We start from the raw sequence: 26,520 nt of genomic DNA on the forward strand, positions 1-26,520 counted from the left end.
CGGCCATGAGCCTGGAGGTTCCCGTTTCCGCGGCGGTCCCCTGCGTCGCCCACCCGGAAGTGCTCGCGGGCGGCACCTGTTCCCGGTGCGGCGGTTTCATGTGCGCGGCGTGCTCCACGGCCGTGCTGGGCCTGGAGGGCCAGCGGTTCTGCGCGGCCTGCGCGGCGCGTCCGGACGTGAACTACCTGGAGGCCCTGCGCCAGCGCTTCTGGGGCCGGCGCGACGGGTGGACGTGGACGGTGGGGTTCGTCACGCTGCTGCTCTGCGTGGGGGCCATCGCCTGCTTCGTGGCGTGGGGGCTGGGGCCCACGTGGCACACGCTGCTCGCGGTCCTGATGCTCGCGGCGGCGCCGGTGGGCGTGGCCTTCTTCCTGGGCAAGCCCTGGGCGCGGCACGCCCTGTTGCTGCCGCCGCTGGTGATGGCGTGGGTCATGTGGACCCAGGTGAGTCAACCGCTCTGGTTCCTGTTGCTGTGCGCCAGCCCCGGGATGCTCGTCGCGTGGGGCATCCACCGGGACGTGCGCAACCAGCTCTTCTTCCAGCGCCCCGTGACCGCCAAGGCGCTGAGGGTGTTGTGGGACCGGCGCCTCAACAACCCCCTCGCGCGTCAGGCATTGCGGCTCGGTGTCAACGCGGTGCTGATGCCCCTGCTCGCGCCGTTCGCGGTGATTTTCGGCGCGGTGGCGCTGACGCGCGTGGACCTGAAGGCTTCCCCACCCATCGACCGCCGGGGGTATGCGATTGGCGGCATGCTCCTGGGAATCGTCATCCTGTCCGCCTGGGGTTACGTCCTGAGGGCCCCGCTGAGGGATATCGCGCGCTGGTTGATGTCCCGTGAGGGTTGAACGGAGCGGTCAGGGTGTCTGTGAATAAAGAGGGAGCTCCCGGCCGGGCGCCTTGATGTGAGCTCCCTGGAGAGCCCCTGGAGCCGTGGCCTGCCCGGAGCCTGGGGACATGGACAGACATTCCCGTCCCCGGCGCCTGTCAGCAGGCGGTGTGGTGCCCACGCTGAAGGGGAACCGCAGCCGGAGAGACGCCATGGCAACGGAACGTGTGAGCGACGCGATGACCCCGGACGTGGAGACCGTCCGTCCGGTGGATTCCCTGAAGGTCGCCGCGGAGAAGATGCGCGCCCTGGACGTGGGCTCCCTGCCGGTCTGCGACGGCGACGAGCTGGTGGGCATGCTCACCGACCGGGACATCGTGATCCGCGCGGTGTCCCAGGGGCTGGACGTGGAGAGGACCCAGGTGGCCCAGGCGATGACGCGCGGGGTGGAGTACGTCTACGACGACGATGACCTCACCCAGGTGGCCCAGAAGATGCGGGCTTCGAAGATCCGCCGCCTGCTGGTGCTCAACCGGGACAAGCGGCTGGTGGGCATCGTCGCCCTGGGGGACATCGCGGAGGAGCTGGACGAGCAGGAGAGCGGCAGGACGCTCGGGGCCGTGTCCGCCATCTCGGAGCCGGCCCCCGCGAACTGAAAGGCTCACATCCCGCCGAGCTTCGTCTCCAGCTCCGACAGGTCGCGGTGCACGGCCGCGTCCGTCTCCCGCAGGCCCTCCACCTTGCGCACGGCGGAGATGACGGTGGAGTGGTCCTTGTTGAAGCGCGAGGCGATCTCCGGGAAGGAGCTCTTCGTCAGCTTGCGGCTCAGGTACATGGCCACCTGGCGCGCGTGCGCCAGCGCCTTGTGGCGCCGGTCCTCCTTCAGCGCGTCCACGGTCACCTTGTAGAAGCGGGCCACCTCCCGCTGGATGGCCTCCACGTCCACGGTGCGCTGCGCGGGCAGGATGTCGCGCAGCACCTGGGCCGCGAACTCCTCCGTCACCGGCTGCCGCGTCAGGCTGTGCATGGCGGACAGCTTCACGAGCGCGCCTTCCAGCTCGCGCACGTTCTTCTGCACATGCCGGGCGATGAAGTGCGCCACGGGGTCCGGCAGGTTCAGGCCCTCCTGCTCCGCCTTCTTCTGGAGGATGGCGACGCGCGTCTCGTAGGTGGGCTCGCGGATGTCCGCCATCAGGCCCATGGCGAAGCGGCTTCGCAGCCGGTCCTCCATGCCGGGGACCTCCGCGGGCACCATGTCGCTGGTGAGCACGATGGCCTTGTTGAGGCCGAAGAGCGTCTCGAAGGTGTAGAAGAACTCCTTCTGCGTCTCCTCGCGCTTGCCCAGGAACTGGATGTCGTCGATGAGCAGCACGTCGCACTCTTCCCGGAACTTCCGGCGGAAGTCCGTCATGCGGTGTTCGCGCACGCTCTCCACGTACTCGTTGGTGAACTGCTCGCTGGAGAGATAGACGATGCGCTGGGTGGGGTCCTTCTCCCAGATGTGATTGCCCACCGCCTGGAGCAGGTGCGTCTTGCCCAGGCCGGTGCCGCCGTAGATGTAGAGCGGGTTGTAGTTGTGGCCCGGTCGGTGGGCCACGGCCTGCGCCGCCGCGGCGGGGAGCTGGTTGCTGTCCGCGACCACGTAGGTGTCGAAGGTGAAGCGCGGGTTGAGCCGCGCCGGCCGCAGGGAGTTCACCTTCACGGTGGGCGTGGGCGGCAGGTCCGACGTCGGCGGAGGACCGACGACGACCTCATAGGCGACGCGGCCCAGGGACGGCTCCAGCCGGGCCAGGTGCGTCTCCAGCATGGACCGGTAGTGGTCATCCACCCAGTCGCGGAAGAAGCGGTCGGGCACGCCCAGGACGAGGGCGTTCTCACGCACCTCCATGGGGCGCATCCGCTCCAGCCAGGTCAGCGCGTAGTGGAGCCCCTCCTGGCGGATGGCTTCCAGCGTGCGGGTCCAGATGACTCCGGCACTGGGCAGCGACGGCATGGGGGCTTGGGCGAGGGCGTTCACACGAAGGCTCGGGGACGGCGCGGATCAGGAGAACCAGCGGGCGTCTGGCGGTGCTAACAGACGGTATCGGGCTGATCAAGGAACCGGCCTGTAGCACCGGAGTTCCAAGGGGTTGGCGGTGCGCGGATGATCTCCCGGCGGATCCGCGCGCGACGCCCGGGCGTGGATCCGGATCGCCTCTGCTGAGAGAGGCGTTCCGGGGGTTCGCGGGAGGTGGGTGGCGTCGCCACCTGAACGGATCCCCGGTGGAGGTCGGGACGTCGGGTGCTGGACGGTGGGCGGAGCGCTTCTGGAGGATCCGCGCCGCGTGTCCGAGGTCAGGGATTGTTCCCCGCCCCGTCCCCGGGGGATGCCCAGGGATGCCCGCAGGACCTTGTTCGCGACGACGGCGGAAGGACGGACGTTCCTGCTCCGCCGAAGCGGCGCACCGGGAGAGGCCTCGGTCCACGACCTCTTCCTGTACCAGGACTCCCTGTCGCCCACGCCGAAGGCGCTGCCACTCCCGGAAGACCTTCCCGAGCGCTTCGCTTCGGAAGCGGAGGTCCTACATGACGGGACGGAGCGCATCCACGCGCTCTATTGGAACAACCCCATGGCCGTTCCTTGCCCCGTCCCCCCTTTTCCTACATGATCGGCCGCGTCCACCGGCGCAGGGCTGTAGGGCCGGCGAAGTGATCCTTGATTGACTTGTCCAGGAAATAGGGTTACGGACGCCCCCTTTCCACTGTACGGGTCGCGCCGGGTGTTCCAGGCGCCACCTTCAGCTCTCAGGAGTCGTTGTGTCCAAGCGCACGTACCAGCCGTCGAAGATCCGGCGCAACCGCGCCCACGGGTTCCGTAAGCGGAACGCCACCAAGTCCGGCCGGGATGTCCTCAAGCGCCGCCGCGCGAAGGGCCGTAAGCGCCTGGTGGTGTCGTCGTTCAAGAAGTAACTGGACGCACGGACGATGGCCGAGGGAGCGGCGCCGCGGGTGCCTCAGGCAACCGACGAGCGCTTCCCCAAGGCCTTTCGCCTGCTCCAGCGGCGTGAGTTCCTCGAAGTCCAGGAGGGCGGTCAGAAGATTCCGTCCGACTGCCTCCTGGCCCTCGTTCAACGCAATTCCCGGGCGCACTCCCGCGTAGGACTCACCGTCTCCAGCAAGGTGGGCAACGCGGTGGTGCGCGCGCGCCTGCGCAGGCTGCTTCGCGAGCTGTTCCGCAAGCGCCGCGGGCAATGGCCCCCCGGTCTCGACGTAGTCCTGGTCGTTCGCTCCTCGGCGAAGGGAGCCTCCTTCGCGCAAGTTTCCCGTGCGTTCGACGGCGTCACCCGTAAGCTGCAACGGCTCTTTTCGGCACCACCGGTGCCACCCAAAGAGTCCGCCCCATGAGTCCACTCGCCTTCGTCATCGCCCTGCCCATCCGCTTCTACCGGCGGTTCCTGGGGCCGCTGCTGCCGAAGGCGTGTCGGTTCCATCCCTCGTGCTCCACCTACGCCATGCAGGCGCTGGAGAAGCACGGCGGCTTGAAGGGCAGCGCCCTCACTGTCTGGCGCCTGATGCGCTGCCAGCCATTCCACCCCGGTGGATTCGATCCCGTCCCCTGACGGTTCGCTTCCGCCCGCCCTCCGGCCCTCCTCCGCCGGTACAGGGAAATCCATGACGAACGACCCGCTGTCGCCCCAGTCCAACGATTCACAGAAGCGGCTGCTCCTGGCGCTCGCCCTCTCCTTCGCGGCCACCGCCGCCTACACCTTCTTCTTCGCTCCGAAGACGCCGCCGCCGGGCGCCGAGGGCGCGGACGCCGGTGTGGAGATGGCCGCCACCCTGGATGCCGGTACCCCGGGCATGGCCGCCGTGCCGCCACCGGGCCTGGGCGAGGACGCGGGCACCCACGCGCCCTCCACGGAGGCCCCCCCGCCCCCCGTGCGCACCGCGGACTTCGCCCGGCCGGAGGTCAAGTACACCTTCTCCTCCGAGGGCGCCGGCCTCACCTCCGCCGTGCTCCAGGGCACGAAGATGCGCGAGCAGCAGTCGCTCACCGTCAAGGAGGGCTTCGAGAAGCTCTTCGGCAAGGACATCCCGCCGCCGCCGCAGATGAACGTGGCGCACCCGGTGCCCGGCCAGCCCCTGCCGCTCGCGGTGACGATTGAAGGGGGCGCGCCGCTGGCGGCGAACACCCGCTACGCCGTGCAGGAGGGCCCCTCGGACAACGGCGGCAGCGTCGCGTTCACCGGCCGCCAGGGCCCGTGGGAGGTGACCAAGACGGTCCTGTGGCCGCGCGAGGGCTTCGAGTTCACCTACACCCTCCAGGTGCGCAACACCTCCAGCCAGCCGCAGTCGGGCGAGCTCAAGGTGCACTACGGCCGCGCCATCGACCCGGAGTTCGAGCACGCGCCGTCCTTCTTCGGCGGCGTGGGCAACCTGAGCCGCTCCGCGTGCTGGGTGGACGACAAGCTCCACAAGCTGTCCCCGGGAGACAAGCCGCCGGAGGAGACGCGCGGCCAGATTGCCTTCTTCGGCATCGACCAGCAGTACTTCCTCTCCGCGCTCTACCCGCTGGACGGCCCCATCGCCGGCCACTGCACGCTCGTCGCCTCGCCCACCGCGCGCGAGGTGTCCGCGGGCTTCCCGCTCAACGTGGCCCCCGGCCAGGTGGCGACGTTCCGCTTCGGCGGCTACCTGGGCCCCAAGGATCCGGACCTGCTGCGCCCGGTGCCGGGCCCCGAGCTGCGCAATGTCGCCGGCCTGACCGCCGCGCCGTTCCACCCGCTGCTGGAGGACACGGTCGACTTCGGCATCTGGGCGGTGGTCTGCAAGCTGCTGCTCACCATCATGAAGTTCTTCCACGGCATCGTGGGGAACTGGGGCGTGGCCATCATCCTGCTCACCGTGGTGGTGAAGCTGGCGCTGCTGCCGCTCACCTACCGCTCCATGGTCAGCATGGAGGCGGTGAAGGTGCTGCAGCCGAAGATGGATGAGATCCGCAAGAAGTTCGCGGAGGACAAAGAGCGCCAGAACGTGGAGATCATGAAGCTGTACCAGGAGGCGAAGGTGAACCCCCTGGGCGGCTGCCTGCCCCTGCTCATCCAGATGCCGGTGTGGATCGCGCTCTTCACGTCGCTGCGCAACAGCTTCGAAATCTACGGCGAGCCGTTCGTCGGGCCCATCTGGCGGGACCTCACCTACAAGGACCCCACGTACCTGCTGCCCCTGGCGCTGGGCGTGTCGATGATCATCACGCAGAAGATGCAGCCGCAGATGATGGACGCGGCGCAGGCGCGGATGATGACCTGGGTGATGCCCGTCATCTTCACCTTCACGCTGCTCCAGTACCCCGCGGGCCTGTCGCTCTACATCTTCACCAACAACGTGCTCTCCATTGGCCAGCAGTACGGCCTGCGCAAGTGGCTGGACCGCAAGAAGAACCAGACGGGCGGCGGGACGCCGGCGGTGGTGTCCGCCGGGGGAGGCAAACGCAAGTGAGCGGGACTCAGGGCGTGGTGGGCGGGGGGGACTTCCGCCCCCGGGTGGAGCGGCTGTTGGGGGACATCCTCGGGCTGATGGGCTTCCCTGCCCGGCTGGACCTGCAGGACGCCTCCGACGGCAGCCTGTCCGTGGCGCTCCACTTCGAGTCCGGCGCCCCTCAGGGCGTGGAGCCGGGCAAGCGCAGCCAGGTCCTGGATTCGCTCCAGTTCCTGCTCAACAAGATGCTCCACCGCCCTGGCGTCGAGCGCCGCTGGGTGATGCTGGGCGCGGGCGCGCACCCGGAGCCCCGGCCGCGCCGTGACGCCGGGCAGCCGGCCCCTGTCGCCGCGCCGACGGCCGCCGTGGCGCAGGTGGCGGCGGCCGCGCCCGCGCAGCCCGCTCGGGCCGCCGCGCCGGCTCCCGTGGCGCAGCCGCAGCCGAACGCTCGCGGTGGCCAGCGCGGGGGACAGCCCGTCGCGAAGGCCGCGCCGGCGCCGGCGAAGGGCGCGGAGGCGGACGAGCGCTCCGTGCAGGTCGAAGAGGATCCGGTGCTGCGGGAGGCCGTCCGCCGGCTCGCGGAGAAGTCCGCCAGCCTGGGGCGCTTCTACGCGTTCGCCGCGATGAAGACAGAGGACCGCACACGCGTCCTGAAGGCGGTAGAAGGAGTGGAAGGCGTGAAGGTGGCGGCCGAAGGTGAAGGCCGCAACCGACGCGTGGTGTTCACCCCGGCGAAGCCCGCCCCGATGCCCAAGCGGAGCCTGCTGCCGGACGACGACGAGGACGACGTCGACGCCTGAGCGGGTGCCCCAAGGGGCCCGCTCGGAGCCGCCGGCGGGCGCCTGGGACGAGAGGAGCGAATGGGTAAGGCGAAGGGTTTGAAAGACAAGCTGTATGGCGCGGCGGTGCTGAAGATGAGCTTCCGTCTGCGTGGGGACGAGGAGTCCCCGGCCTTCCGCTTCGTCTATCCGGGCGTGCTGCGCGACCTGCAGGTCGACGACGCCGAGGTCGAGAAGTACATCAACGAGCACCGCGACGACGTGGAGCGCGCCGCCCGGGGTTCCACCCCGCCGCAGGGGCCCCGCTAGTCGTGGCCGCCGGGCCGGTCCGTCCGAAGGGCGAGGGCGGGCCGCTCCATCCGGTGTGAACGCATCCCGGGTGGGGATGCGTGCCTTTCTTCGTGAGGGGGCAGCGGTCTGGAGGGCTCCCTTCGCGCGCTGCCATCCCCTGCCCCGCCGCCATGACGCCTGACTCCGCCACCATCGTCGCGCTCGCCACCGCTCCCGCCTCGGGGGCGGTGGGCATCCTCCGGGTGTCCGGCCCGGCCGCGCTGGAGGTAGGGCGTGCGCTCGCGCCCGGTGTTCCCCTGGCGCCCACGCCGCGCCATGCGTACCTGGCGGCGTTCGTGGACGCGGCGGGCGGTGTGCTGGATGAGGGCCTGTTCCTCTACTTCCGGGCGCCCCAGTCCTTCACCGGCGAGGACGTGGTGGAGCTCCAGGCGCATGGCAGCCCGCGCCTCTTGCGGTTGTTGCTCGCGAGGGCGCTGGAGGATCCCCGGGTCCGCCCGGCGCTCCCCGGCGAGTTCACCCGCCGCGCGTTCCTCCATGGCCGCATCGACCTGACCCGCGCGGAGGCGGTCGCGGATCTGGTGGCCGCGGACTCGGAGGCGGCGGTGCGCGCCGCCGCGGCCGGGCTGTCCGGGGCCCTGGCGGAGCGGATCCGCGCGCTGGAGGAGCCGCTGCGCGAACTCCACGCGGACCTGGAGGGCGTCCTCAACTTCCCGGACGAGGCGGAGGACGCGGACGCGGACGCGGGCCCTCGCGTCGCCGCGCTGCGCGCCGTGGCGGTGTCCCTGCGCGCGGAGGTGGGGCGCGGAAGGCTGGTGCGCCAGGGCGCTCGCGTGGCGCTGTACGGTCCAGTGAACGCGGGCAAGTCCACGCTGTTCAACCGGCTGGTGGGCGAGGCCCGGGCGCTCGTGGACGCCGAGCCCGGCACCACGAGGGATGCCCTGGAGGCCCGCGTCGAGTGGGACGGGCTGGGCGTCACGCTCTACGACACCGCTGGTTTGAGAGAGGCCGCCGGTCGCGTGGAGGCCCTGGGCATCGCGCGCACGAGGGAGCTGCTCGCGGCCGTGGACCTGGCGGTGCTCGTGCTGCCGCCGGATGCGTCGCGCGAGGAGGCCGCGTCGTGGATGCGTGAAGCGGGATCCACGGCCGTGCTCGTTGTCGTCGGCAAGTGCGATGTCGTGCCGGAGCTGCTGACGCAGCCCGTGCACTCCGCTGTCGAGCCTGAGTCGCCGACGCAGCCCGCGCATTCCTCTGTCGCGTCCGAGTCGCTGTCGCAGCCCATGCGCTCCGGAGTCGAATCCAGGTCACCGAAGCAACCCATGCACTCCGCGGTCGCGCCCGAGCCCCTGACCTCACTGGGGCAGCGCGATGTCGCGAGGGAGCCTCCGAAGAGCGTCCCCACGGTGCCCGGAGGCGCGGCCTCCGTGCCCCAGACTTCGCTCGTTGAAGCGGACAGCGCCACGGCCATGCCGCGCGTCAGCGGCCTCACGGGAGCGGGCGTGGACGCGCTCCGGACCTCCGTGCTCTCTCGATTGTGGGGCGGTGGCACGCCCTCCGCGGTGGCCCTCGTCTCCGAACGGCACGCGGATGCCCTGCGTCGCACCGCCGAGGCGCTGGACCGCGCGGAGGAGGCCTCGCGCATGTCCACCCTGGAGGTGCTCTCCGGCGAGGTCGGACTCGCGCTGGAGGCCCTGGGCGAAGTGTCCGGAACGAGCGTTTCCGAAGCCCTCCTGGACACCCTTTTCCAGCGTTTTTGCATCGGAAAGTAGCCCCGGGCGGGCAGCGGTCCGCATGTCAGACCCCTCCCTAGAATGCCTCGCGTTCACCGGCGCTCCCCGAGGGTTCATGACGGCACTCCAGCAGCTTCAACCCACCTCCCACCCGCTGCTGTCGGCACTGCCGACAGGCTGGGTCGGGGAAATCCTCGATGGCGAGCTGGTGGCCTCGCCCCGCCCTTCCGTCGCGCCTGCTCGCGCGGCCTTCATGATGGGCGTGGAGCTGGGAGAGCGGCTGGACCCGCGCCGGGGTGGCAACGGCCGCTGGTGCTTCCTGCGCGCGCCAGAGCTGCACCTGGGCGGTGATGTCCTCGTACCGGACCTGGCCGCGTGGCGCCGGGAACGCGTGGCCGCCCCGCCGGAGCCCGGCGCCGCCTTCTTCACCCTCGTGCCGGATTGGATCTGCGAGGTGCTCACCCCCGCGACCACCGCGTTGGACCGGGCGCGCAAGCTGCCCCTGTACGCACGCGCCGGCGTCTCCCACGTGTGGCTCGTGGACCCCGTCGCGCGCACGCTGGAGGTCTACCAGCGCCTCAAGCGCGGCTGGCTCCTCACGGCGAGCCACGAGGACGACGCCCTGGTGCGCGCCGAGCCCTTCCCCTCCATCCACCTGGACCTGGGAGCGCTGTGGCTCCCCGACGGGGTGGAGGAGATGCCCCGGCTCGTCGCGTTGCCGTGAGGTCGTCAGCTCGCGTGCTTGAGGCGCGCTTCCTCGGAGGCGCGCGACAGCCGCCGCACCGCGCGCAGCAGCAGGTCCGGATCCACCGGCGCCGCCACGAAACCCCGGGCGTGCACCGCCTGCGCCCGATGCAGGTCTCGCTCCGGTGTCTTGCCCGCGACCAACACCTGCGCGCGCAGCCGCTGGGCCAGCACCTCCATCGCGGGCAGCGGGGCCACCACCACCTGCGACTCGCTGGCGGTGCACACGTCCCCGGTGCTCGCCACCTTCACCGTGAAGCCCGCGTCGCCCAGCACCCGCACCAGCCCGGCGGCCGCGTCCGCGCCCCAGCCGTACACCAGCACTTGCTCGCGCACCGTCACGCGCGGCTCGGGCACCGGCGTCCGCTCGGGCTCCAGGGGCGCCAGCATGGGCAGGCCCGGGACGTCCCGCGCTTCCGTCGGAGCCTCCATGGCCGTCAGCTCCGCCAGGGACGTGCCCACCACCAGGGGCAGCGTTTCGTCCCACTCCGGCAGCGAGAAGCCCTCCATCCCGGGACGGCGCTGAGGTGTCGCCGGCTCGCCCCGGTACAGCCGCCCGATGGCCCGCTCCAGCGCCGCGTCCGTGGCCAGCCTCGGCACCACCCGCGCCTTGCCGGACACGCTCTTCACCACGTCCAGCGTCGCCAGGCTCGCCGGCGCGGCCAGGGCCACCACCAGCACCGTGTCGCGAGGCCCCTGCCCTTCCAGCCGCAGCGGGACCACCCGGTTCGCCTCCGCCACCCGGCGCGGAATCAACCGCGCGAGCGACGCGTCCAGCGGCTGGGTGTCCAGGTCCACCGCCTCCACTCCGGACTGGGCCGCCAGCGCGGACAACACCGCCTCCGCCGTGCAGAAGCGTTGATCCACCACCACCTGCCCCAGCGCCACGCCCCACTTGCGCTGGTACGCCAGCGCCGACTGCAACTGCAACGCATCCACCACACCCCGCGCGAGCAGGATGTCCCCCAGACGCTTCTTCATCGCACGCTCTCCTCCGGCCCCCCTCGGTGCTTCGGCCGGGACGACCTGCCCATCACACCCTCCCCCTCTACGTCAGGAAGGTGTAAAATTACAGCGAAAGCGCATCCAGGCTGGCGGCGGCGATATCCGATTTCCCAACTGGGCTGGGAAATCCGGTACCCTTTCCCGTGGAGCCACCCGGGGCTTCGCTGTCCTTCAACGGACCCCGCTCCAATCCTTGAGGGGGGGACGACGAGGCGGACGTTCACAGGTGGACCCAAGGGTGGCCGGATGTCGCAGACGTTCCTAGCCTGTAAGCATGGCTGATGCGTGCCTGAGAGAATTCGTGCGGATGCTCCGCGCACGCCGTGGGTCCCCCGGGGGGCTCGTGGGCGTGGACGCCGCCCTGGCGGGGCTGCGGGTGGCTCCGTCCAGCCTCAGGCCCTACCTGCACTTCCTGCCGGGCCGCTACACGCGCAACCTCGTCCACCGCGACGAGGGGTTGGAGATCATCGTCAACTGCTGGTCCGCGGGCGTGGCCTCGCCCATCCACGACCATGACGGCCAGGAGTGCTGGTTCAGCATCCAGCGCGGCGAATTCCTCCTGGAGAACTACCCGCTGTTGGAGGGCGGGACGGAGCCCGGCAGGGCGAGGCTGGGGCCGCCCTCGCGCGTGGGCCCGGTGGGCGCGGGGCACGTGGACTTCCGTGACCCCAGCGCGTCCATCCACCGGGTGAGCGTCTCCGGCGCCGCCCCGGGCGTGACGCTGCACGTCTACACGGGCCCGGTCGCGAACTGCCTCGTCTTCGACCCGCGCCGCCACCGCTGCGCGTCACACACCCTGCGCTACCACAGCGTCTTCGGGCGGCTGGTGCGGCCCAACGAAGGCCGCGCGCCGCTCCCCGTGCACCTCTGACGCGGGGCGGTCCCCTCCCCTACCAGCGCAGCTCCGGCATGGGCGCGTACAGCGTGCGCCCTTCCACGCCCTCCTCCCCCAGGCCCAGCTTCGCGCCCACCCGGTACACGGCCCGCACCTGCTCCAGCACCTGGGGCGCGACCGCGGACTGGGCGCCGGCCGCGTCGTCGTCGCTGTTGTCCGCCTCGTGCTTGCCCAGGAGCTCCGACAGCACCTGTCCGGTGGGCTTGGGGCGCGGGAAGACCACGATGCGCAGGGGGGCGTCCTTCTCCAGCTTCGCGGCCTCCCTCACCAGCTCCAGCGCCTTCGGGTAGCCGCCGAGCGCGTCCACCAGCCCGCGCGCCAGCGCGTCCTCGCCCGTCCACACGCGCCCCTTCGCGACCTCCTGCAGCTTCTCCAGCGGCATGTTGCGCGCCTGGGCGGCGCGGCTGGTGAAGTCCAGGTAGATGGTGTCCAACTGGGACTCCATCTTCGCGCGCTGCTCGGGCGTGAACTCCGAGTCCGAGCTGGAGAAGGTGGCGTTCTTGCCGAAGGAGATGGTGTCCCAGTTCACGCCCAGCTTCGCCCACAGCTCCGACGTGACGAACTTGCCGTTGTACACGCCGATGCTGCCCGTCAGCGTGCCCGGCTGGGCCACGATTTTGTCCCCGGCCATGGCCACGAAGTAGCCGCCGCTGGCCGCGTACGTGCCCATGGAGACGATGACGGGCTTGCCCGCCTCGCGCGCCCGCTGCACCTCGCGGCGGATGGTGTCGCTGGCGGAGTAGCTGCCGCCCGGGCTGTCCACGCGGAAGAGGATGGCCTTCACCGAGGGGTCCTCCACCGCCTTGCGGAAGGCCGCCGCCACCGTGTCGCCGCCCATCACCTCGCTGCCGGAGAGCGGGTTGGACTGGCTCTTGCCCCGGAGCACCTCGCCCACCCCGAAGATGAGCGCGATGGAGGTTCCCGTCTGGTAGGGCCGGCCCGCGCGCTCCAGGTACTTGTCCACGTAGAGGAACTTCGCGCCGTCGCCGGCCTGCTGCTTCAGCTCGTCGTAGATTTCGTCGCGGTAGCGCAGCCCGTCCACCAGCTTCGCGTCCACCGCCTGCTGGCCCATGTACGGAGCCCGGTCGATGATGGCGCGCACCTCGTCCTCGGACAGCTTGCGGCCCTCCGCCACGCCCTTCACGATCTGGGAGAAGAGGCTGCCGCCGTAGGCCTCCGTGGCCTCGCGCTGGGGGGCGCCGTAGGACTCGTCGGTGAAGGTGTTGACGGCGTTCTTGTACTCCGCGCGCTTGCCGAACTCCGGCTTCACCCCGACCTTCGCGAACGCGTCCCGCGCGAAGGGCGTCTCCATCAACAGGCCGGTGACGTCCACGTCGCCGGAGGGCTGGATGTAGACGGAGTCGAAGGCGCTCGCCAGGTAGTAGGCGCCGGTGCCGTTGCCCGCCTCCCCGAAGCCGTCCGCGTACGCCACCGCCCGCTTGCCCGTCGCGCGGAAGGCCTTCACCGCGTCCCGCAGCTCCTGCACCTGCGCGGCGCTGCCCGGCTGCCCCACGCGCACCACCAGCGCCTTCACCCGGGGGTCCGTGCCGGCCTTGCCCAGCGCCTCCACCACGTCCCGCAGCGTCGTGGGCTCGTCCCCGAAGGCCCCCGCGAGCGACGTGTCCAGCGTGTATTCCGGCAGCGGGTGCTTCAGGTCCAGCTCCAGCACCAGGTTCGACGGCACGCTCGGCTTGCTCGCCGACGCGAGCATCAACAGCCCCACCACACCCACCACGAAGAGGATGGACAGCGCTCCAATGAAGGCCAGCGCGCCAATGAAGAAGCGTTTCATCCGGAAGGACTCCTGGTTCCACCTGCCCGAGGGACAGCCCCCCGCATCCAGGCGGCCTACCATCAACGCACGCGCCCGACGATGCTTGCCTGCTCCCCAATGGTGAGAGGCGGACGGGACGCGGCGCACGCCCGTCCCGGTGGATGGGGGGCGGGCCTGGACCCGCGCCCGGGCAGGGGCCGCCACGGTGCACACCGTCCCTCCAGGGGCCTGCCGGGCGCGGCGGGAGGACCGCCGTGCCCTCCTTCCGCCCCCAGGAGGCATGGGATGCAGAAGCGACGGTTGGGCAATTCAGACATGGACCTCACCCCGCTGGGCTTTGGCGCGTGGGCCATTGGCGGGGGTGGCTGGGCGTTCGCCTGGGGTTCGCAGGACGACGCGCGGTCCATCGAAGCCATCCAGCGCGCCCTGGATTCAGGCATCAACTGGATCGACACCGCGGCGGTCTATGGGCTGGGACACTCCGAGGAGGTGGTCGCGAAGGCGCTCCAGGGCCGCGACCGGCGCCCGTATGTCTTCACCAAGTGCGCCATGGTCTGGAATGACCAGGGCGACGTCAGCCGCGCGTTCAACGCGGAGTCGGTGCGCAAGGAGTGCGAGGCGTCCCTGCGTCGGCTGAAGGTGGATGCCATTGACTTGTATCAGGTGCACTGGCCGGTGGACTCCACGGCGGAGCTGGAAGAGGGCTGGACGGCGCTGGCGGAGCTGCAACGCCAGGGCAAGGTGCGCTGGCTGGGCGTGTCCAACTTCAATGTCTCTCAACTGCAGCAGGTGCAGAAGATCGCGAAGGTGACGTCGCTGCAGCCGCCCTACTCCCTCATCCACCGGGACATCGAGGATGACCTGTTGCCCTACTGCCAGCAGCAAGGCATTGGCGTCATCGTGTATTCCCCCATGGCCTCCGGGCTGCTCACCGGCGCGATGACGCGCGGGCGCATCCAGCAGATGCCAGACGACGACTGGCGCCGCCGCAGCCCGGACTTCCAGGAGCCGAAGCTGTCGCACCACCTGGCCCTGGTGGAGCGCATGCGCGAAGTGGGCGCGCGGCATGGGCGCTCTCCCGCGGAGGTGGCCATCGCCTGGGTGCTGCGGGATCCGGCCGTCACCGCCGCCATCGTGGGGGCGCGCAGCGCGAAGCAGGTGGATGGCTTCATCCACGCGGCGGACCTCCGGCTGACGTCCGAGGAGGTGCGCGAGGTGGAGGAGGCGCTGGGCTCGGGCTCCGCCATGGCGCCGGGGGGCATCTACGCCTGAGGGCCGGCGGGGCACGGGGCTCAGTGCTCCCCTGCCCCCTCCACGTGCTGCTCCAACACGACGATGCGCTGGCGGTCGGCGGCCTGCGCATCCGCCAGGTGGTGCAGCATGCGGCCCATCTGGTCGAACATCTTCGTCTGCACGCGTTTGACCCCGTCCAGCTCCTTCGCCAGGGTCGACACGTGGGTCGTGAGCTCCCCCACGTTGTCTCGGAACTCATCCAGCTGAACCGAGAAGACATGCATCTGGTCCGCGAGGACCCGCACCTGGTTCGCGAGGACCTGGGTCCGCTTGAAGAGCACCCGGACCTTCGTGTTGACCACCTTCAGGGACTTGTCCGTCCGCGCGAACTGGATCCGTGACTCCTCCTGCAGCTCGCGGAACTCATGCAGGAGCTGCAGCACCATGTCCCCGCCCATCGCCTTCGCCATTCCGTTTCCTCCCTGGTGGAGCGCGTGCTTCCTACCAACCCGTCCTGACATCGGATCCGCGCCAGGATACATGACAACCCGTGGGGTTTGAAGCCAGAGATACGACCTGGAATATCCTGTCCGGGTCCTTGCGCGAATGCCTGCCCGGGGGGCATGACTCGGCTCGGGATGGCGGGACCCCCTGGAGCGGTTAGAGGTCCCGTGCCCACGCCTTCGCACCCCGAGGACCGCATGCCGCGTCGTACCCCGCTCGCCCTGCTGGCCGTCCTGCTCGTGGCCGCCCCGCCCGTCTGGGCCCGTGCCCCGGCCCCCACCGCGAAGCCCGCCGTCACGGCTCGGGCCCCCGTGAAGCCGGTCGCCCCCGTGGCCAGCGTGGAGGGCATCACCGAATACCGCCTGCCCAATGGCCTGCGCGTCCTGCTCTTCCCGGACCCGACCAAGCCCACCGTCACCGTCAACGTCACCTACCTCGTGGGCAGCAAGCACGAAGGCTACGGCGAGACGGGCATGGCCCACCTGCTCGAGCACCTGATGTTCAAGGGCACGCCCACCACCCCCAACGTGCCCCAGGCCCTCACCGAGCGCGGCGCGCGGCCCAATGGCACCACCTGGTTGGATCGCACCAACTACTACGAGACGCTGCCCGCCTCGGACGACAACCTGACGTGGGCGCTCACCTTCGAGGCGGACCGCATGGTCCACAGCTTCATCGCCCAGAAGGACCTCGACAGCGAGATGACCGTCGTGCGCAACGAGTTCGAGTCCGGTGAGAACGACCCGCGCGGCATCCTCTTCAAGCGCACCATGAGCGCCGCCTACCTCTGGCACAACTACGGCAAGGCCACCATCGGCGCCAAGGCGGACCTGGAGCACGTGCCCATCGACCGGCTCCAGGCCTTCTACCGGCGCTACTACCGGCCGGACAACGCGGTGCTCGCCATCGCCGGGCGCTTCCAGCCGGAGAAGGCCCTGGCCCTGGTGCAGTCCACCTTCGGCAAGCTTCAGCGCCCCCCGGAGCCGGTGCCCCTCACGTACACCCAGGAGCCCACCCAGGATGGTGAGCGCGAGGTGACGCTGCGCCGCGTGGGCGACAATCAACTGCTCACCAGCCTCTACCACGTGCCCGAGGGCGCCCACCCCGACTTCGCCGCCATCGACGTGCTCACCGAGGTCCTGGGCGACGTGCCCTCCGGCCGCCTCTACAAGGCGCTCGTGGAGACGAAGAAGGCCGCGCGCGCCGGGGCCTTCAACTTCCAGCTGCGCGACCCGGGCGTCGTCGGCTTCAGCGCCGAGGCCCGCCAGGACCAGCCCCTGGGCCCCGTGCGCGACGCGCTGCTCAAGACCGTGGAGGAGGCCGCGCGCACGCCCTTCACCGACGAAGAGGTGAACCGCGCGAAGACGAGCCTCGCCAAGCAGACGGAGCTGCTGCTCAACAACTCCGAGCGCGCCGCCATCCTCCTCTCCGAGTGGGCCGCCGTGGGCGACTGGCGCCTGCTCTTCCTGCACCGCGACCGCGTGGAGGCCGTCACGCCCGCGGACGTCACCCGCGTGGCCGCCGCGTACCTCAAGAGCTCCAACCGCACGCTGGGCACCTTCCTGCCCACGCCGAAGCCGGACCGCTCGGAGCTGCCGCCTCCGGTGGACGTGGCGAAGGCGGTGGACGGCTACCAGGGCAAGGCGCTGGTGGCCCAGGGCGAGGCCTTCGACCCCTCCCCCGCCCACATCGAGTCGCGCGTGCAGCGCGGCGAGCTGGCCTCCGGGGTGAAGTACGCGCTGCTCCCCAAGAAGACGCGCGGCGAGATGGTCAACCTCACCCTCAACCTGCGCTGGGGCACCGAGGAGACCGTGAGCGGCAAGCTGCCCGCCGCCGCGTACGCCGGCCGCATGCTGATGCGCGGCACGACGAAGCACACCCGCCAGCAGCTGTCCGACGCGCTCGACAAGCTCAAGGCCCGCGTGAGCCTGGACGGCGGCGCGCTGGGCGCGAACCTCTCCATCGAGTGCCCGCGCGCGAGCCTCCCGGAGGTCCTCACGCTGATGGCCGAGGTGCTGCGCGAGCCCGCCTTCGACGCGAACGAGTTCGCCGTCCTCAAGCAGGAGCGGCTGGCCGCGCTGGAGTCGCAGCGCAGCGAACCGCAGACGCAGGCCAGCATCGCGTTCTGGCGCGTGCTCAACGCGCGGTACCCCAAGGGCCACCCGTTCTACGTGCCCACGCTGGAGGAGCGCCTGTCCGACGTGAAGGACGTCACGCTGGAGCAGGCGCGCGACTTCCACCGCCAGTTCTACGGCGCGTCGCGCGGGGAGCTGTCGGTGGTGGGAGACTTCGACGCGAAGGCGCTGCTCCCGCTCACGAACGCGCTGTTCGACGGGTGGAAGAGCCCGGCGCCCTACGCGCGCGTGCAGAAGACCTATCAGCCCGTGGGCCCGCGGGCCGTCGCGCTGGAGACGCCGGACAAGGCCAATGCGTACTTCCTCGCGGGACAGACGCTGAAGCTGCGCGAGGACGACGCGGACTGGCCGGGCGTGATGATGGGCAACTTCATCCTGGGCGGCGGCTTCCTCAACTCGCGGCTGGCCACGCGCGTGCGCCAGCAGGAAGGCCTGTCCTACGGCGTGGGCAGCAGCGCCTCCGCGGGGGACCTGGACGCGGTGGGCTCGTTCGTCACCTACGCCATCTACGCGCCGCAGAACGTTGAGAAGCTGGAGGCCGCCATGCGCGAGGAGGTCACCCGCGCCGTGCAGAAGGGCTTCACCCAGCAGGAGCTGGACAAGGCGCGCTCGGGCCTCCTGGAGTACCGCCAGTCCGCGCGGGCCCAGGACGGGAACCTGTCGCAGCGGCTGGCCGACGACCTGTATCTGGGCCGCACGTTGATGTTCGACGCGGCGCTGGAGGCGAAGCTCCAGAAGCTGACGCCGGAGGACGTGCGCAAGGCATTGGCGAACCACGTGGACTGGAGCCAGGCCACCGTCGTGCGCGCGGGCGACTTCGCCGCGGCGGCGAAGCAGGCACCCGCGCCGACCAAGGCGAACGCGGCGCCGTGAAGCGTGTCTGGCATTGATGGGATGCGGTAGGCTCGGGCGCTCATGCCCGTGCGAATCGTGGAAGGCGATCTGCTGGAACAGCCGGTGGACGCCATCGTCAATGCGTGGAACCGGAACATCATCCCCTGGTGGCTGCTGTTGCCGCAGGGGGTGTCGGGCGCCATCAAGCGCCGGGGCGGCACCGGGCCCTTCCGCGAGCTGGCGCGCGTGGGGCCCATGCCCCTGGGCTCGGCGGTGGTCACGGGCCCGGGGCGCCTGCCCTTCAAGGGCATCATCCACGTCGCGGGCATCGACATGCTGTGGCGCGCGTCCGCCCGGTCCATCCAGGACTCGGTGCGCCACGCGCTGGAGCGGGCCCGGGAGCACGGCTTCCAGTCCGTGGCGTTCCCCATCATCGGCGCCGGCTCCGGGAGCTTCAACGAGGACCGCGCGCTGGAGCTGATGCGCGAGACCTTGAGCGACGCGCCCGCTTTCGACGTGCGCGTGGTGCGCTTCCGCCGTTAGACGAGCGCACATTCTACACGCGAAGCGGAGGCCGTGATGATTGACCTGTATACGTGGGGCACGCCGAATGGGTTCAAGGTGTCGGTGGCGCTGGAGGAGCTGGCGCTGCCATACACGGTGCATGCGCTGGACATCTCCACGGGCGTGCAGAAACAGCCCGCGTTCCTGGCCATCAATCCCAACGGCCGCATCCCAGCCATCGTGGACCGCGCGGAGGGGGACTTCGCCGTCTTCGAATCCGGCGCCATCCTGGTGTACCTGGCGGAGAAGACGGGCCGGCTGATGCCCACGGACGCGAAGGGCCGCTCCCGCGTCATGCAGTGGCTGATGTTCCAGATGGGCGGCGTGGGCCCGATGCAGGGACAGGCCAACGTCTTCTTCCGCTACTTCCCGGAGAAGCTCCAGCCAGCCATCGACCGGTACCAGAACGAGACGCGCCGCCTGTACACGGTGCTGGAGCGCCAGCTGAAGGACCACGAGTACCTGGCGGGGGACTACAGCATCGCGGACATCGCGAACTGGGCCTGGGTGCGTTCACACGACTGGGCCGGGGTGTCGGTGGAGGGGCTGCCGGGCGTGCAGCGGTGGCTGGCCGCCATCGAGGACCGGCCCGCAGCGCAGCGCGGACTGGACGTGCCCACGCCGCGCAAGCAGGAGGACGCGAGGACGGCCGCGCAGCGCATCGAGAGCGCTCGCGGCCTCATCCAGCGCTGACGCCCGTTCCCGTCCCGGGTTCCCGACACGCGCCGCCGGACATTCCGCTCCGGCGTGCGCATGATGGGGGCCGGGCCCGCCCAGACCTCCGTGGCGGTTCGCCCGTTCAAGTCTCCCGAGGGCCGATTCGGGGCCCTCCGGAGCAAGGAGTGGACGACATGGGAGCGGTGCGGAGTCTGGGCCGGTGGGCGGGGCTGTGTCTGGCGCTGGGGTTGTTCGGGGCGTGCACGTCGGGTGGGGGAGAGTCGGTGCGCGCGTCGCGGGACAACGTGGCGCCGGATGGCTGTGCTCCGGCGACGTGCTCGCAGGCGATGGTGGCCTGTGGGCGGACGCCGGATGGCTGTGGCGGTGTCATCGACTGTGGCGACTGCGAGGCGGGCACGTGCTCGCGGGGCCGCTGCGTGGCGCCGCCGGTGGCCTCGGAGCCGAAGCGGGGCACCGCGGGTCCCACCAGCACCTGCGCCCCGGGGTGCGGACCCAACGAGTCCTGCGTGGACGACCGCTGCGTCTGCCAGCGCGCGACGTGCTCGTCGCTGGGGCTGAAGTGCGGCACCGCGGACGACGGCTGCGGCGGCGTGGTGCGGTGCGGTGCGTGCGTGCCGGCGTGCCAGCCGGACGAGATGGAGTGCTGCGGCGCGTGCATCCCGAAGTCGGATGGGCGCTGCCCGGAGAACGTGCACTGCCCCACGGCGAACCCGCTGCCCACGCGCTGACGCCGGAAGCCCGGTTCCGGGGCCCGCTTCACGGCCCGAAACCGGGAATGTCAGACCCCCCCGCTATACCTTCCCCCGTCGCGCACACGGGAGGACGGCCGGCCTCGCAGGTTCGAGTCCGACAACCCCATGCGCCCTCACCGCACGGGCAGGCTCTGTCTCCCGTGTGCGCGACGCCATGTGAAGGCACGGGACCGGGGGACCCGTGCAGGCAGGTCCCATGGATGCCATCGCCGTCGCAGGGCCAGACGCCACCGGTGTGTCGGGCGCGCCCTGGGACGGAACCACGATGACCGGTGCGCGCGAGGCGGGCGGCGTTGTTACCCCTCCCACTGTCCGCCTCGCGTGCTCCCGTAACTGGGGCGCCACCGTGTCTGTCTTTTCCTCGCGCTCCCGGCCCAGGGGGCGGGCAGGGGAGGGGACCGTCCGGTGGAGGGTGTCCGCGCGCCCCGGCTTGCCACGGATGCGTCCGGGCGTGATACCCCACGCGGGGCCTCGGTTCCTTCCGGGCGCCGTGACGCGATGGAACTCCGATACGACATCGTGGTGGTGGGGCTGGGCCACGCCGGCTGTGAGGCGGCGCTCGCGTGCGCACGCATGGGCCTGTCCACGCTGGGGGTGACGCTCAAGCGCGAGCGCGCCGCCGTGATGAGCTGCAACCCCGCCGTGGGCGGCACCGCCAAGGGCCACCTGGTGCGTGAGCTGGATGCGCTCGGCGGCCAGATGGGGCGCGCGGCGGACCTCGCGGGCACGCACCTGAAGACGCTCAATCCCTCCAAGGGCCCCGCGGTGCAGGCCACCCGCATCCTCTGCGACCGCGACGCCTACGCCGCCGGCATGCAGGCCGTGCTCTTCACCCAGCCGAACCTCACCGTGCGCGAGGCCGAGGTGTCCGCCGTCGTCTCGGAGGGCGGGCGTGTCCGGGGCGTGGTGCTGGGGGACGGCACGCAGGTCGTCGCCCGCGCGGTGCTCCTCACCACCGGCACCTTCCTGCGCGCCCTGATGCACGTGGGGGAGCAGAAGGAGGTCGGTGGCCGGCTGGGGGATGACGCGGCCCGGGGCCTGTCGGATTCGCTGCACGCCCTGGGCTTCACGCTGGGCCGCTTCAAGACGGGCACGCCCGCGCGCCTGTCCCGCGACAGCATTGACTGGGATGCCGTCACGCCGCAGCCCGGCGACGCGGGCGTGCGTCCGTTCTCCTGGCGCACGCGGGGGGAGCTCGCGGCGGGAGCGCCATTCCCGCGCCAGCCTGGCGTCACGTGCGGCCTCACCGCCACCACCGAGGCGACCCACCGGCTCTTGCGCGACAACCTGCACCGCTCGCCCCTGTTCCAGGGGGACATCGTGGGGCGGGGGCCGCGCTACTGCCCGTCACTGGAGGACAAGGTGGTGCGCTTCGCCGCGCGCGAACGGCATCAGGTGTTCCTGGAGCCAGAGGGGCCCCTGTCACCGCTCGTGTACCCCGCGGGCCTGTCCACGAGCATGCCCGCGGACGTGCAGTGGGACTTCCTTCGCACCATCCCCGGCCTCTCCCGCGTGGAGGTGATCCGCTATGGGTACGCGGTGGAGTACGACTACGCGCCGCCCACGCAGCTGCACCCCACGCTGGAGACGAAGGCCGTCGCGGGCCTGTACTTCGCGGGGCAGCTCAACGGCACCTCCGGCTACGAGGAGGCCGCCTTCCAGGGCCTGTGGGCCGGCATCCAGGCGGCGCTCCAGGTGAAGGGCGAACCGCCGCTCGTCATCGGCCGCGACGAGGCGCACGGCGCGGTGCTCGTGGACGACCTCGTGACGAAGGGCGTGGACGAACCGTTCCGCATGTTCACCAGCCGCTCCGAGCACCGGCTCAAGCTGCGCGAGGGGAACGCGGACCTGCGCCTCGCGAAGCACGGCCACCGCGTGGGGCTGCTCCCGAGGGAGGCCCTGGAGCGCGCGGAGGCGCGGGCCCACGCGGTGACGGGAGAGGTGGCCCGGCTCAAGCGCGTCGGCCTGGCGCCGCGGCTCAAGCGCCCGGAGGTGACGTACGCGCAGCTCGCGGAAGGACGCGAGGACTTCCCACCTCTCGCCTCCGACGTCGCCGAGGAGGTGGAGGTCGAGGTGAAGTACGAGGGCTACATCGCGCAGGCGGCCCGGGCGGCGGCGCGCGAGTCGGAGGCCTCCGACCGTTGGCGCATCCCGGAGGCGTTCCGCTTCGAGGACGTGCGCGGCCTGAGCACGGAGGCGGTGGAGAAGTTGTCGACGCATCGGCCCGCGACGGTGGGGCAGGCGCGCCGGATTCCAGGCCTGACCCCCGCCGCGGTGTCGCTGCTCCGGGTCGCGATCAAGCGCGGGCAGGGGCCGTCAAGTGATCAGGAACAGGGCTGTGGATAACGTGTGGATATTTCTGGGGATCCATTTCCCCTGAGTGATTCCAAGGACTTGAAGGGCCCTTCGGGGTGGAGGTGTTGTGGATAACGCGCGGTTCGCAGATCAGCTGGCCTCGGGATGCAGTGCGTTGGGCGTGTCGGTGGGCGAGGACGTGGGCCCTCGGCTGCAGCGGCTGATGGCGGAGCTCCTGAAGTGGAACGCGAAGGTGAACCTCACGGCCATCACCGCGCCGGAGGAGGTGCTGGAGAAGCACTTCCTGGACTCGCTGGCGGTGCTGCCGGAGGTGACGGGCGCGGCGTCGCTCCTGGATTTGGGCGCGGGCGCGGGCTTCCCGGGACTGCCGCTCAAGCTGGTGTTGCCCGCGATGGGCGTGACGTTGGTGGACGCGGTGGGAAAGAAGGTCGCGTTCATCAAGGCGGCGGCGGCGAGCCTGGGCCTCATCGGCGTGCGCGGCCTGCATGCGCGAGCGGAGGGGAAGCCGGAGGTGGAGGGGATTCCGCGCGCGCAGGTGCTCATCGCGCGGGCGTTCATGGACCTGCCGGACTGGCTCGCGCTGGCGCCCGCGTACGTGGAGGAGGGCGGGCGCGTGGTGGCGATGCTCGGCAAGGCGCAGACGGACGCGGAGCTGCGGGCGCGAGCGTCGGAGCGGAACCTGCGCGTGGTGTCCGCTCGCGCGTACCGGCTCCCGTTCTCCGGTGCCGAGCGACAGGTCGCGGTGTTCGCGAAGGAGTAGGGGAGGGGAGCGCTGGTTCGGAGGCAGGGGCGCGACCTGAAGGTCCGCGTCCCGCGCGAAAAGAGCGCTCCTTCATCTGATGACAGGCACGCGCCCGATGCGGCTGGCCGCGAGCCTCGCTTCGGATCCGTGAAGTTCCCGTGGGCCGTCCGGGAGGGTGTTCGCGGAAGGGGAGGGGAGCGCAGGCCGGCGGTGCCGCGCATGCGCCCATCGCCTAACCTTCGGGCGCGTGACGGCCACCCCTCGAAGTCCTGGGCGCGCGGAGCTCGCGCACTTCCTCCGCAGCCGCCGTGCGCGTGTGCATCCGGAGGACGTGGGCCTGCCATCGAGCAGCCGGCGGCGCACGCCGGGCCTTCGTCGCGAGGAGCTGGCCCGGCTCGCGGATGTCGGGGTGAGTTGGTACACGTGGCTCGAGCAGGGGCGGGACATCCACGTGTCGGAGCCATTGCTGGAGCGCCTCTCGCTCGCGCTCCGCCTGACGCCGACCGAACGCGCGCACCTCTTTGAACTGGCGCAGGGACGGCCGGCGGCGCGTCCGTTGATGACCCCCACCACCGTCAGCATCGCCCTCCGGCGGATCCTGGAGGCCCACCCCTATCCGGCGTTGGTTTCAACGCAGCGCTGGGACGTGCTCGCGTGGAACGAAGCGGCGTCTCTCGTCTACGGGGACCTGGATGCCTTGCCCGTCGAACATCGCAACGGGTTGTGGTCGCTGTTCATGAACCCGGAACGGCGGGCCCGCATGCCGGAGTGGGAGGCCGCCGCGCGCAGGGCCGTGGCGGGCTTTCGCCTCGACGCCGCGCGCGCGGCCAACCGGGAGGCGTTCGACTCGCTCGCGGCGAGGCTGGTGGAGTCCAGCCCGGAGTTCGCGCGCCTCTGGGGCGAGCACGACGTGGTCGAGTTCCCCGAGATGCTGAAGGTGATCATCCACCCCGAGCTGGGCCCCATCGAGTTCGAGAACGTCACGCTCCTGCACGCGGAGCCCGACGGTCACGTGCTCCGCGTCTCGTTCTACGCGCCGCGCCCCGGGGTCAGCATGGAGCGCGCGCGGAAGCTGTTCCCACGCATCACGGAGTGAACCGCACGCCGGTCCACGCCTCGCTCCGCGCCCACAACCGGTCGGCGAGGGCCGGATCCACCGCCCACGCCTTCACGCCCCGCCGCGAGGTCTCGTCGTTGGCGGCCGCCACCTGGGCGATGTCCACGTCCTCGCAGTAGACGCCGCCCATGCCGTCCAGTTGGGGGCTGGTCGCGCACCAGACGCTGGTGGCCGCGCCCTGTTCGGGGGTCTTCATCGGGGCCAGCTTGTTCGCGGACTCGACGGCGGCGCGGACCTCCTCTTCGGACATGGAGCGCACCAGGTCCGTCATGATGGCCCCGGGGTGGACGGAGAACGCGCGCACGCGGTGGGCTTCTCCCCGTGCATCGAGCCCGAGCGCGAAGAGGATGTTCGCCGTCTTCGACTGCCCGTAAGCGACCCACTTGTCGTAGGGGCGCCGCTCGAAGTGGGTGTCCTCGAAGTCGACGCCGGAGTTCCAGTGGCCGCGCGACGACAGGGAGACGACGCGCGCGCCGTTCGCCTTTCGAAGCGCGGGCCAGAGCCGGGCGGTGAGCTGGAAGTGGCCCAGGTGGTTGGTGGCGAACTGGGACTCGAAGCCGCGCGCATCCCGACGGAGCGGGGTGGCCATGATGCCCGCGTTGTTGATCAGCATGTGGAGGGGCCGGCCGGACGCGAGGAAGCGCGAGGCGAACGCATCGATGGACGCGGGTTCGCCCAGCTCCAGGTGTTCCAGCTCCACGCGCTCCAGTCCGGCGAGCGCCGCGCGTGCCTTGTCAGGCGTGCGGGCGGGGACGACGACGGTCGCGCCGGCGGCCTGGAGCGCGCGAGTCGTCTCCAGTCCGATGCCCGCGTAGCCGCCGGTCACGATGGCGATGGCGCCGTCGAGTCGCTTGTCGCCCAGCACCTCGCGCGCGGTGGTGCGGGCGCCGAAGCCGGAGGGGAGGGGTTTCTGGTTCGTGGTCATGGGCGCAACCTGAAGGTTCGCGGCCCGCGCGAAAAGAGCGTCCCTTCATCCTATGACCGGCACCACCCGGATGCGTCCGGCCGGGAGCACCCCGCCGGTTCGTGCCGTTGTCTTCGCATCCCCTGGCTCGGTCCGGGAGGAGGGGAGGGCCTCAGCGGATCCGGGGTACATCGCTGACGGCTGGTGGAGCGAGCTGTCCTGGGGGCCGGGGCCGCACCGGTTTTCGGAAGCGGTTCGTGATGAGGTCTGCGGCAAGTGATGACGAGGAGGCACGACACATGGACACAGCGAAGCTGCGGGTAGCGAGGCCGGCACGGGACCTGGAGGCGGTGGTGCGCTTCTACCGGGATGGGCTGGGCTTCGAGGTGCTGGGCGAGTTCGCGGACCACGCGGGTTTTGACGGCGTGATGCTGGGGCATCCAGGGGCGCCGTATCACCTGGAGTTCACGGTGGAGCACGGACACGAGGCACCCCGAGCCCCCTCCCAGGACCACCTGTTGGTGTTCTACGTGCCGGACCCCGAGGCGTGGTCGGCCCGGGTCCAGCGCATGGAGGGCGCGGGCTTCGCGCCGGTGTCCTCGCGCAATCCGTACTGGGATGTGAACGGTAAGACCTTCGAGGATCCGGACGGCTACCGCGTCGTGATTCAACGCGCGGCCTGGCCGCGCTGAAGCAGGGACGCCGGGGCAGGGGAGGGGACCTGGTTTTTTCCCGGGCCCCGGGCGCGGACTCGAACTGGCGCGCGGAACGCACCGGCCGCCGAGATGCCAGGGTGCGCGGGTCCACGAAGGTGAGTCCCGTTCGTTGAGCGGTCCTGTGCTGGGTTCTTGGGGCAGCCCATGAGAGCCGATGCCGCCGGCCCGTGTTCCACGTGGAACAGCGTGACCTCCAACGCGCCGAAGTCGCCGGCTTCGGTTCGCGCGTGAGGTCCTGATGGGCGCGCCGTGTTGTCGCGAGCAACCCACACGAAAGCGCCAGCCAGAGGACTCGCGCGGGTCGACGCGGTGGGGTTCGTCATGGCTGCACCGTGCGAGGCGCGGTGGGTGAAGCCGCTGCTGGTGAGCGGGCTCACCGCATGGATGGCGAACCCTCGCGCGCGAGCACGGCCACATGCGCGGGTGGCGGGGCGTGGGGACAGAGGTCCTGGTGGGTGCCGTCACAGGGCCTGTGCGGATGCCGCCGTGGGAATCAGAACGGGCGCCGAATCGGGAATCGGAACGGA

25 protein-coding genes are annotated in these 26,520 nt (G+C 70.9%); 20 read left to right on the plus strand and 5 right to left on the minus strand.

Features of this window, described 5'->3' with window-relative positions; translation table 11 throughout:
• The first annotated feature begins 5 nt into the window (after positions 1-5).
• Together FOF48_RS30795 and FOF48_RS30800 are read left to right on the plus strand one after the other, a co-directional pair.
• Positions 6-845, plus strand: a complete 840-nt coding sequence (locus tag FOF48_RS30795; RefSeq protein WP_143907525.1) for a hypothetical protein — start codon at positions 6-8, stop codon at positions 843-845.
• A gap of 193 nt (positions 846-1,038) precedes the next feature.
• Positions 1,039-1,482, plus strand: coding sequence for a CBS domain-containing protein (locus tag FOF48_RS30800; protein WP_143907526.1), 444 nt, complete (start codon positions 1,039-1,041; stop codon positions 1,480-1,482).
• A gap of 5 nt (positions 1,483-1,487) precedes the next feature.
• Here the strand turns inward: FOF48_RS30800 and dnaA are convergent, their stop codons facing one another.
• A complete protein-coding gene (gene dnaA, locus FOF48_RS30805; RefSeq protein ID WP_143907528.1) occupies positions 1,488-2,843 on the minus strand; it encodes a chromosomal replication initiator protein DnaA in 1,356 nt (451 codons plus the stop codon).
• A gap of 779 nt (positions 2,844-3,622) precedes the next feature.
• On the opposite strand from dnaA, the gene rpmH reads away from it, so the two are divergent.
• The 8 genes from rpmH to FOF48_RS30845 all read left to right on the plus strand — a co-directional run bounded on the left by rpmH (position 3,623) and on the right by FOF48_RS30845 (position 9,804).
• Positions 3,623-3,775: a 50S ribosomal protein L34 gene (gene rpmH / locus FOF48_RS30810; RefSeq protein ID WP_014400872.1), complete on the plus strand. Its 153-nt coding sequence runs from the start codon at positions 3,623-3,625 to the stop codon at positions 3,773-3,775.
• Positions 3,776-3,790: 15 nt separating this feature from the next.
• A complete protein-coding gene (rnpA, locus tag FOF48_RS30815) occupies positions 3,791-4,210 on the plus strand; it encodes a ribonuclease P protein component (RefSeq protein ID WP_143907530.1) in 420 nt (139 codons plus the stop codon).
• Positions 4,207-4,425: a membrane protein insertion efficiency factor YidD gene (gene yidD, locus FOF48_RS30820; RefSeq protein WP_143907532.1), complete on the plus strand. Its 219-nt coding sequence runs from the start codon at positions 4,207-4,209 to the stop codon at positions 4,423-4,425. Before rnpA ends, yidD begins: the two co-directional genes overlap by 4 nt.
• Before the next feature lie 52 nt (positions 4,426-4,477).
• Positions 4,478-6,304, plus strand: a complete 1,827-nt coding sequence (gene yidC / locus FOF48_RS30825) for a membrane protein insertase YidC (RefSeq protein ID WP_143907534.1) — start codon at positions 4,478-4,480, stop codon at positions 6,302-6,304.
• Complete coding sequence (locus tag FOF48_RS30830; RefSeq protein ID WP_143907536.1) at positions 6,301-7,083, plus strand: hypothetical protein; 783 nt, start codon at positions 6,301-6,303, stop codon at positions 7,081-7,083. The genes yidC and FOF48_RS30830 overlap by 4 nt, the downstream gene beginning before the upstream one ends.
• 60 nt (positions 7,084-7,143) lie before the next feature.
• On the plus strand, positions 7,144-7,371 hold the full coding sequence (locus tag FOF48_RS30835) for a hypothetical protein (protein WP_143907538.1): 228 nt from the start codon (positions 7,144-7,146) through the stop codon (positions 7,369-7,371).
• Between the two features lie 152 nt (positions 7,372-7,523).
• Entirely contained in the window at positions 7,524-9,119 is a 1,596-nt protein-coding gene (locus FOF48_RS30840; RefSeq protein WP_143907540.1) for a tRNA modification GTPase, read from the plus strand.
• Between the two features lie 76 nt (positions 9,120-9,195).
• A complete protein-coding gene (locus FOF48_RS30845; protein WP_143907542.1) occupies positions 9,196-9,804 on the plus strand; it encodes a Uma2 family endonuclease in 609 nt (202 codons plus the stop codon).
• Between the two features lie 5 nt (positions 9,805-9,809).
• On the opposite strand, the gene FOF48_RS30850 is transcribed toward FOF48_RS30845, so the two are convergent.
• Complete coding sequence (locus FOF48_RS30850) at positions 9,810-10,805, minus strand: general secretion pathway protein GspE (protein ID WP_143907544.1); 996 nt, start codon at positions 10,803-10,805, stop codon at positions 9,810-9,812.
• A 331-nt stretch (positions 10,806-11,136) separates the two neighbouring features.
• Here FOF48_RS30850 and FOF48_RS30855 point away from each other — a divergent pair, with 331 nt between their 5' ends.
• On the plus strand, positions 11,137-11,700 hold the full coding sequence (locus tag FOF48_RS30855; RefSeq protein ID WP_235685917.1) for a cysteine dioxygenase family protein: 564 nt from the start codon (positions 11,137-11,139) through the stop codon (positions 11,698-11,700).
• A gap of 19 nt (positions 11,701-11,719) precedes the next feature.
• Here FOF48_RS30855 and sppA read toward each other — a convergent pair whose 3' ends face one another.
• Positions 11,720-13,516, minus strand: a complete 1,797-nt coding sequence (sppA, locus tag FOF48_RS30860) for a signal peptide peptidase SppA (RefSeq protein WP_143907548.1) — start codon at positions 13,514-13,516, stop codon at positions 11,720-11,722.
• A 267-nt stretch (positions 13,517-13,783) separates the two neighbouring features.
• Here sppA and FOF48_RS30865 point away from each other — a divergent pair, with 267 nt between their 5' ends.
• Positions 13,784-14,770: an aldo/keto reductase gene (locus FOF48_RS30865; protein ID WP_143907549.1), complete on the plus strand. Its 987-nt coding sequence runs from the start codon at positions 13,784-13,786 to the stop codon at positions 14,768-14,770.
• A 20-nt stretch (positions 14,771-14,790) separates the two neighbouring features.
• On the opposite strand, the gene FOF48_RS30870 is transcribed toward FOF48_RS30865, so the two are convergent.
• Positions 14,791-15,201, minus strand: coding sequence for a hypothetical protein (locus FOF48_RS30870; protein ID WP_143907550.1), 411 nt, complete (start codon positions 15,199-15,201; stop codon positions 14,791-14,793).
• A gap of 231 nt (positions 15,202-15,432) precedes the next feature.
• Here FOF48_RS30870 and FOF48_RS30875 point away from each other — a divergent pair, with 231 nt between their 5' ends.
• The 7 genes from FOF48_RS30875 to FOF48_RS30905 all read left to right on the plus strand — a co-directional run bounded on the left by FOF48_RS30875 (position 15,433) and on the right by FOF48_RS30905 (position 24,352).
• Positions 15,433-18,243, plus strand: coding sequence for a pitrilysin family protein (locus FOF48_RS30875; protein ID WP_143907551.1), 2,811 nt, complete (start codon positions 15,433-15,435; stop codon positions 18,241-18,243).
• A gap of 42 nt (positions 18,244-18,285) precedes the next feature.
• Complete coding sequence (locus FOF48_RS30880; protein WP_143907552.1) at positions 18,286-18,747, plus strand: macro domain-containing protein; 462 nt, start codon at positions 18,286-18,288, stop codon at positions 18,745-18,747.
• A 36-nt stretch (positions 18,748-18,783) separates the two neighbouring features.
• Complete coding sequence (locus FOF48_RS30885; RefSeq protein ID WP_143907553.1) at positions 18,784-19,461, plus strand: glutathione S-transferase family protein; 678 nt, start codon at positions 18,784-18,786, stop codon at positions 19,459-19,461.
• Positions 19,462-19,619: 158 nt separating this feature from the next.
• Positions 19,620-20,174 (plus strand): hypothetical protein, encoded by a 555-nt coding sequence (locus tag FOF48_RS30890; protein WP_143907555.1) that lies wholly within the window; start codon positions 19,620-19,622, stop codon positions 20,172-20,174.
• Positions 20,175-20,696: 522 nt separating this feature from the next.
• Entirely contained in the window at positions 20,697-22,544 is a 1,848-nt protein-coding gene (gene mnmG, locus FOF48_RS30895; protein WP_143907557.1) for a tRNA uridine-5-carboxymethylaminomethyl(34) synthesis enzyme MnmG, read from the plus strand.
• A gap of 76 nt (positions 22,545-22,620) precedes the next feature.
• Entirely contained in the window at positions 22,621-23,274 is a 654-nt protein-coding gene (rsmG, locus tag FOF48_RS30900; RefSeq protein WP_143907559.1) for a 16S rRNA (guanine(527)-N(7))-methyltransferase RsmG, read from the plus strand.
• A gap of 229 nt (positions 23,275-23,503) precedes the next feature.
• Positions 23,504-24,352: a helix-turn-helix transcriptional regulator gene (locus FOF48_RS30905; protein ID WP_255442866.1), complete on the plus strand. Its 849-nt coding sequence runs from the start codon at positions 23,504-23,506 to the stop codon at positions 24,350-24,352.
• On the opposite strand, the gene FOF48_RS30910 is transcribed toward FOF48_RS30905, so the two are convergent.
• A complete protein-coding gene (locus FOF48_RS30910) occupies positions 24,342-25,298 on the minus strand; it encodes an oxidoreductase (RefSeq protein WP_143907563.1) in 957 nt (318 codons plus the stop codon). The genes FOF48_RS30905 and FOF48_RS30910 overlap by 11 nt on opposite strands.
• A 278-nt stretch (positions 25,299-25,576) precedes the next feature.
• Between FOF48_RS30910 and FOF48_RS30915 the strand changes: the two genes are divergently transcribed.
• The gene (locus FOF48_RS30915; protein ID WP_143907565.1) at positions 25,577-25,969 is read left to right on the plus strand and encodes a VOC family protein; all 393 of its coding nucleotides are present in this window, start codon (positions 25,577-25,579) and stop codon (positions 25,967-25,969) included.
• The last annotated feature ends 551 nt before the right edge of the window (positions 25,970-26,520 follow it).

Source organism: Corallococcus sp. Z5C101001 (assembly GCF_007352635.1).
GTDB lineage: Bacteria > Myxococcota > Myxococcia > Myxococcales > Myxococcaceae > Corallococcus > Corallococcus silvisoli.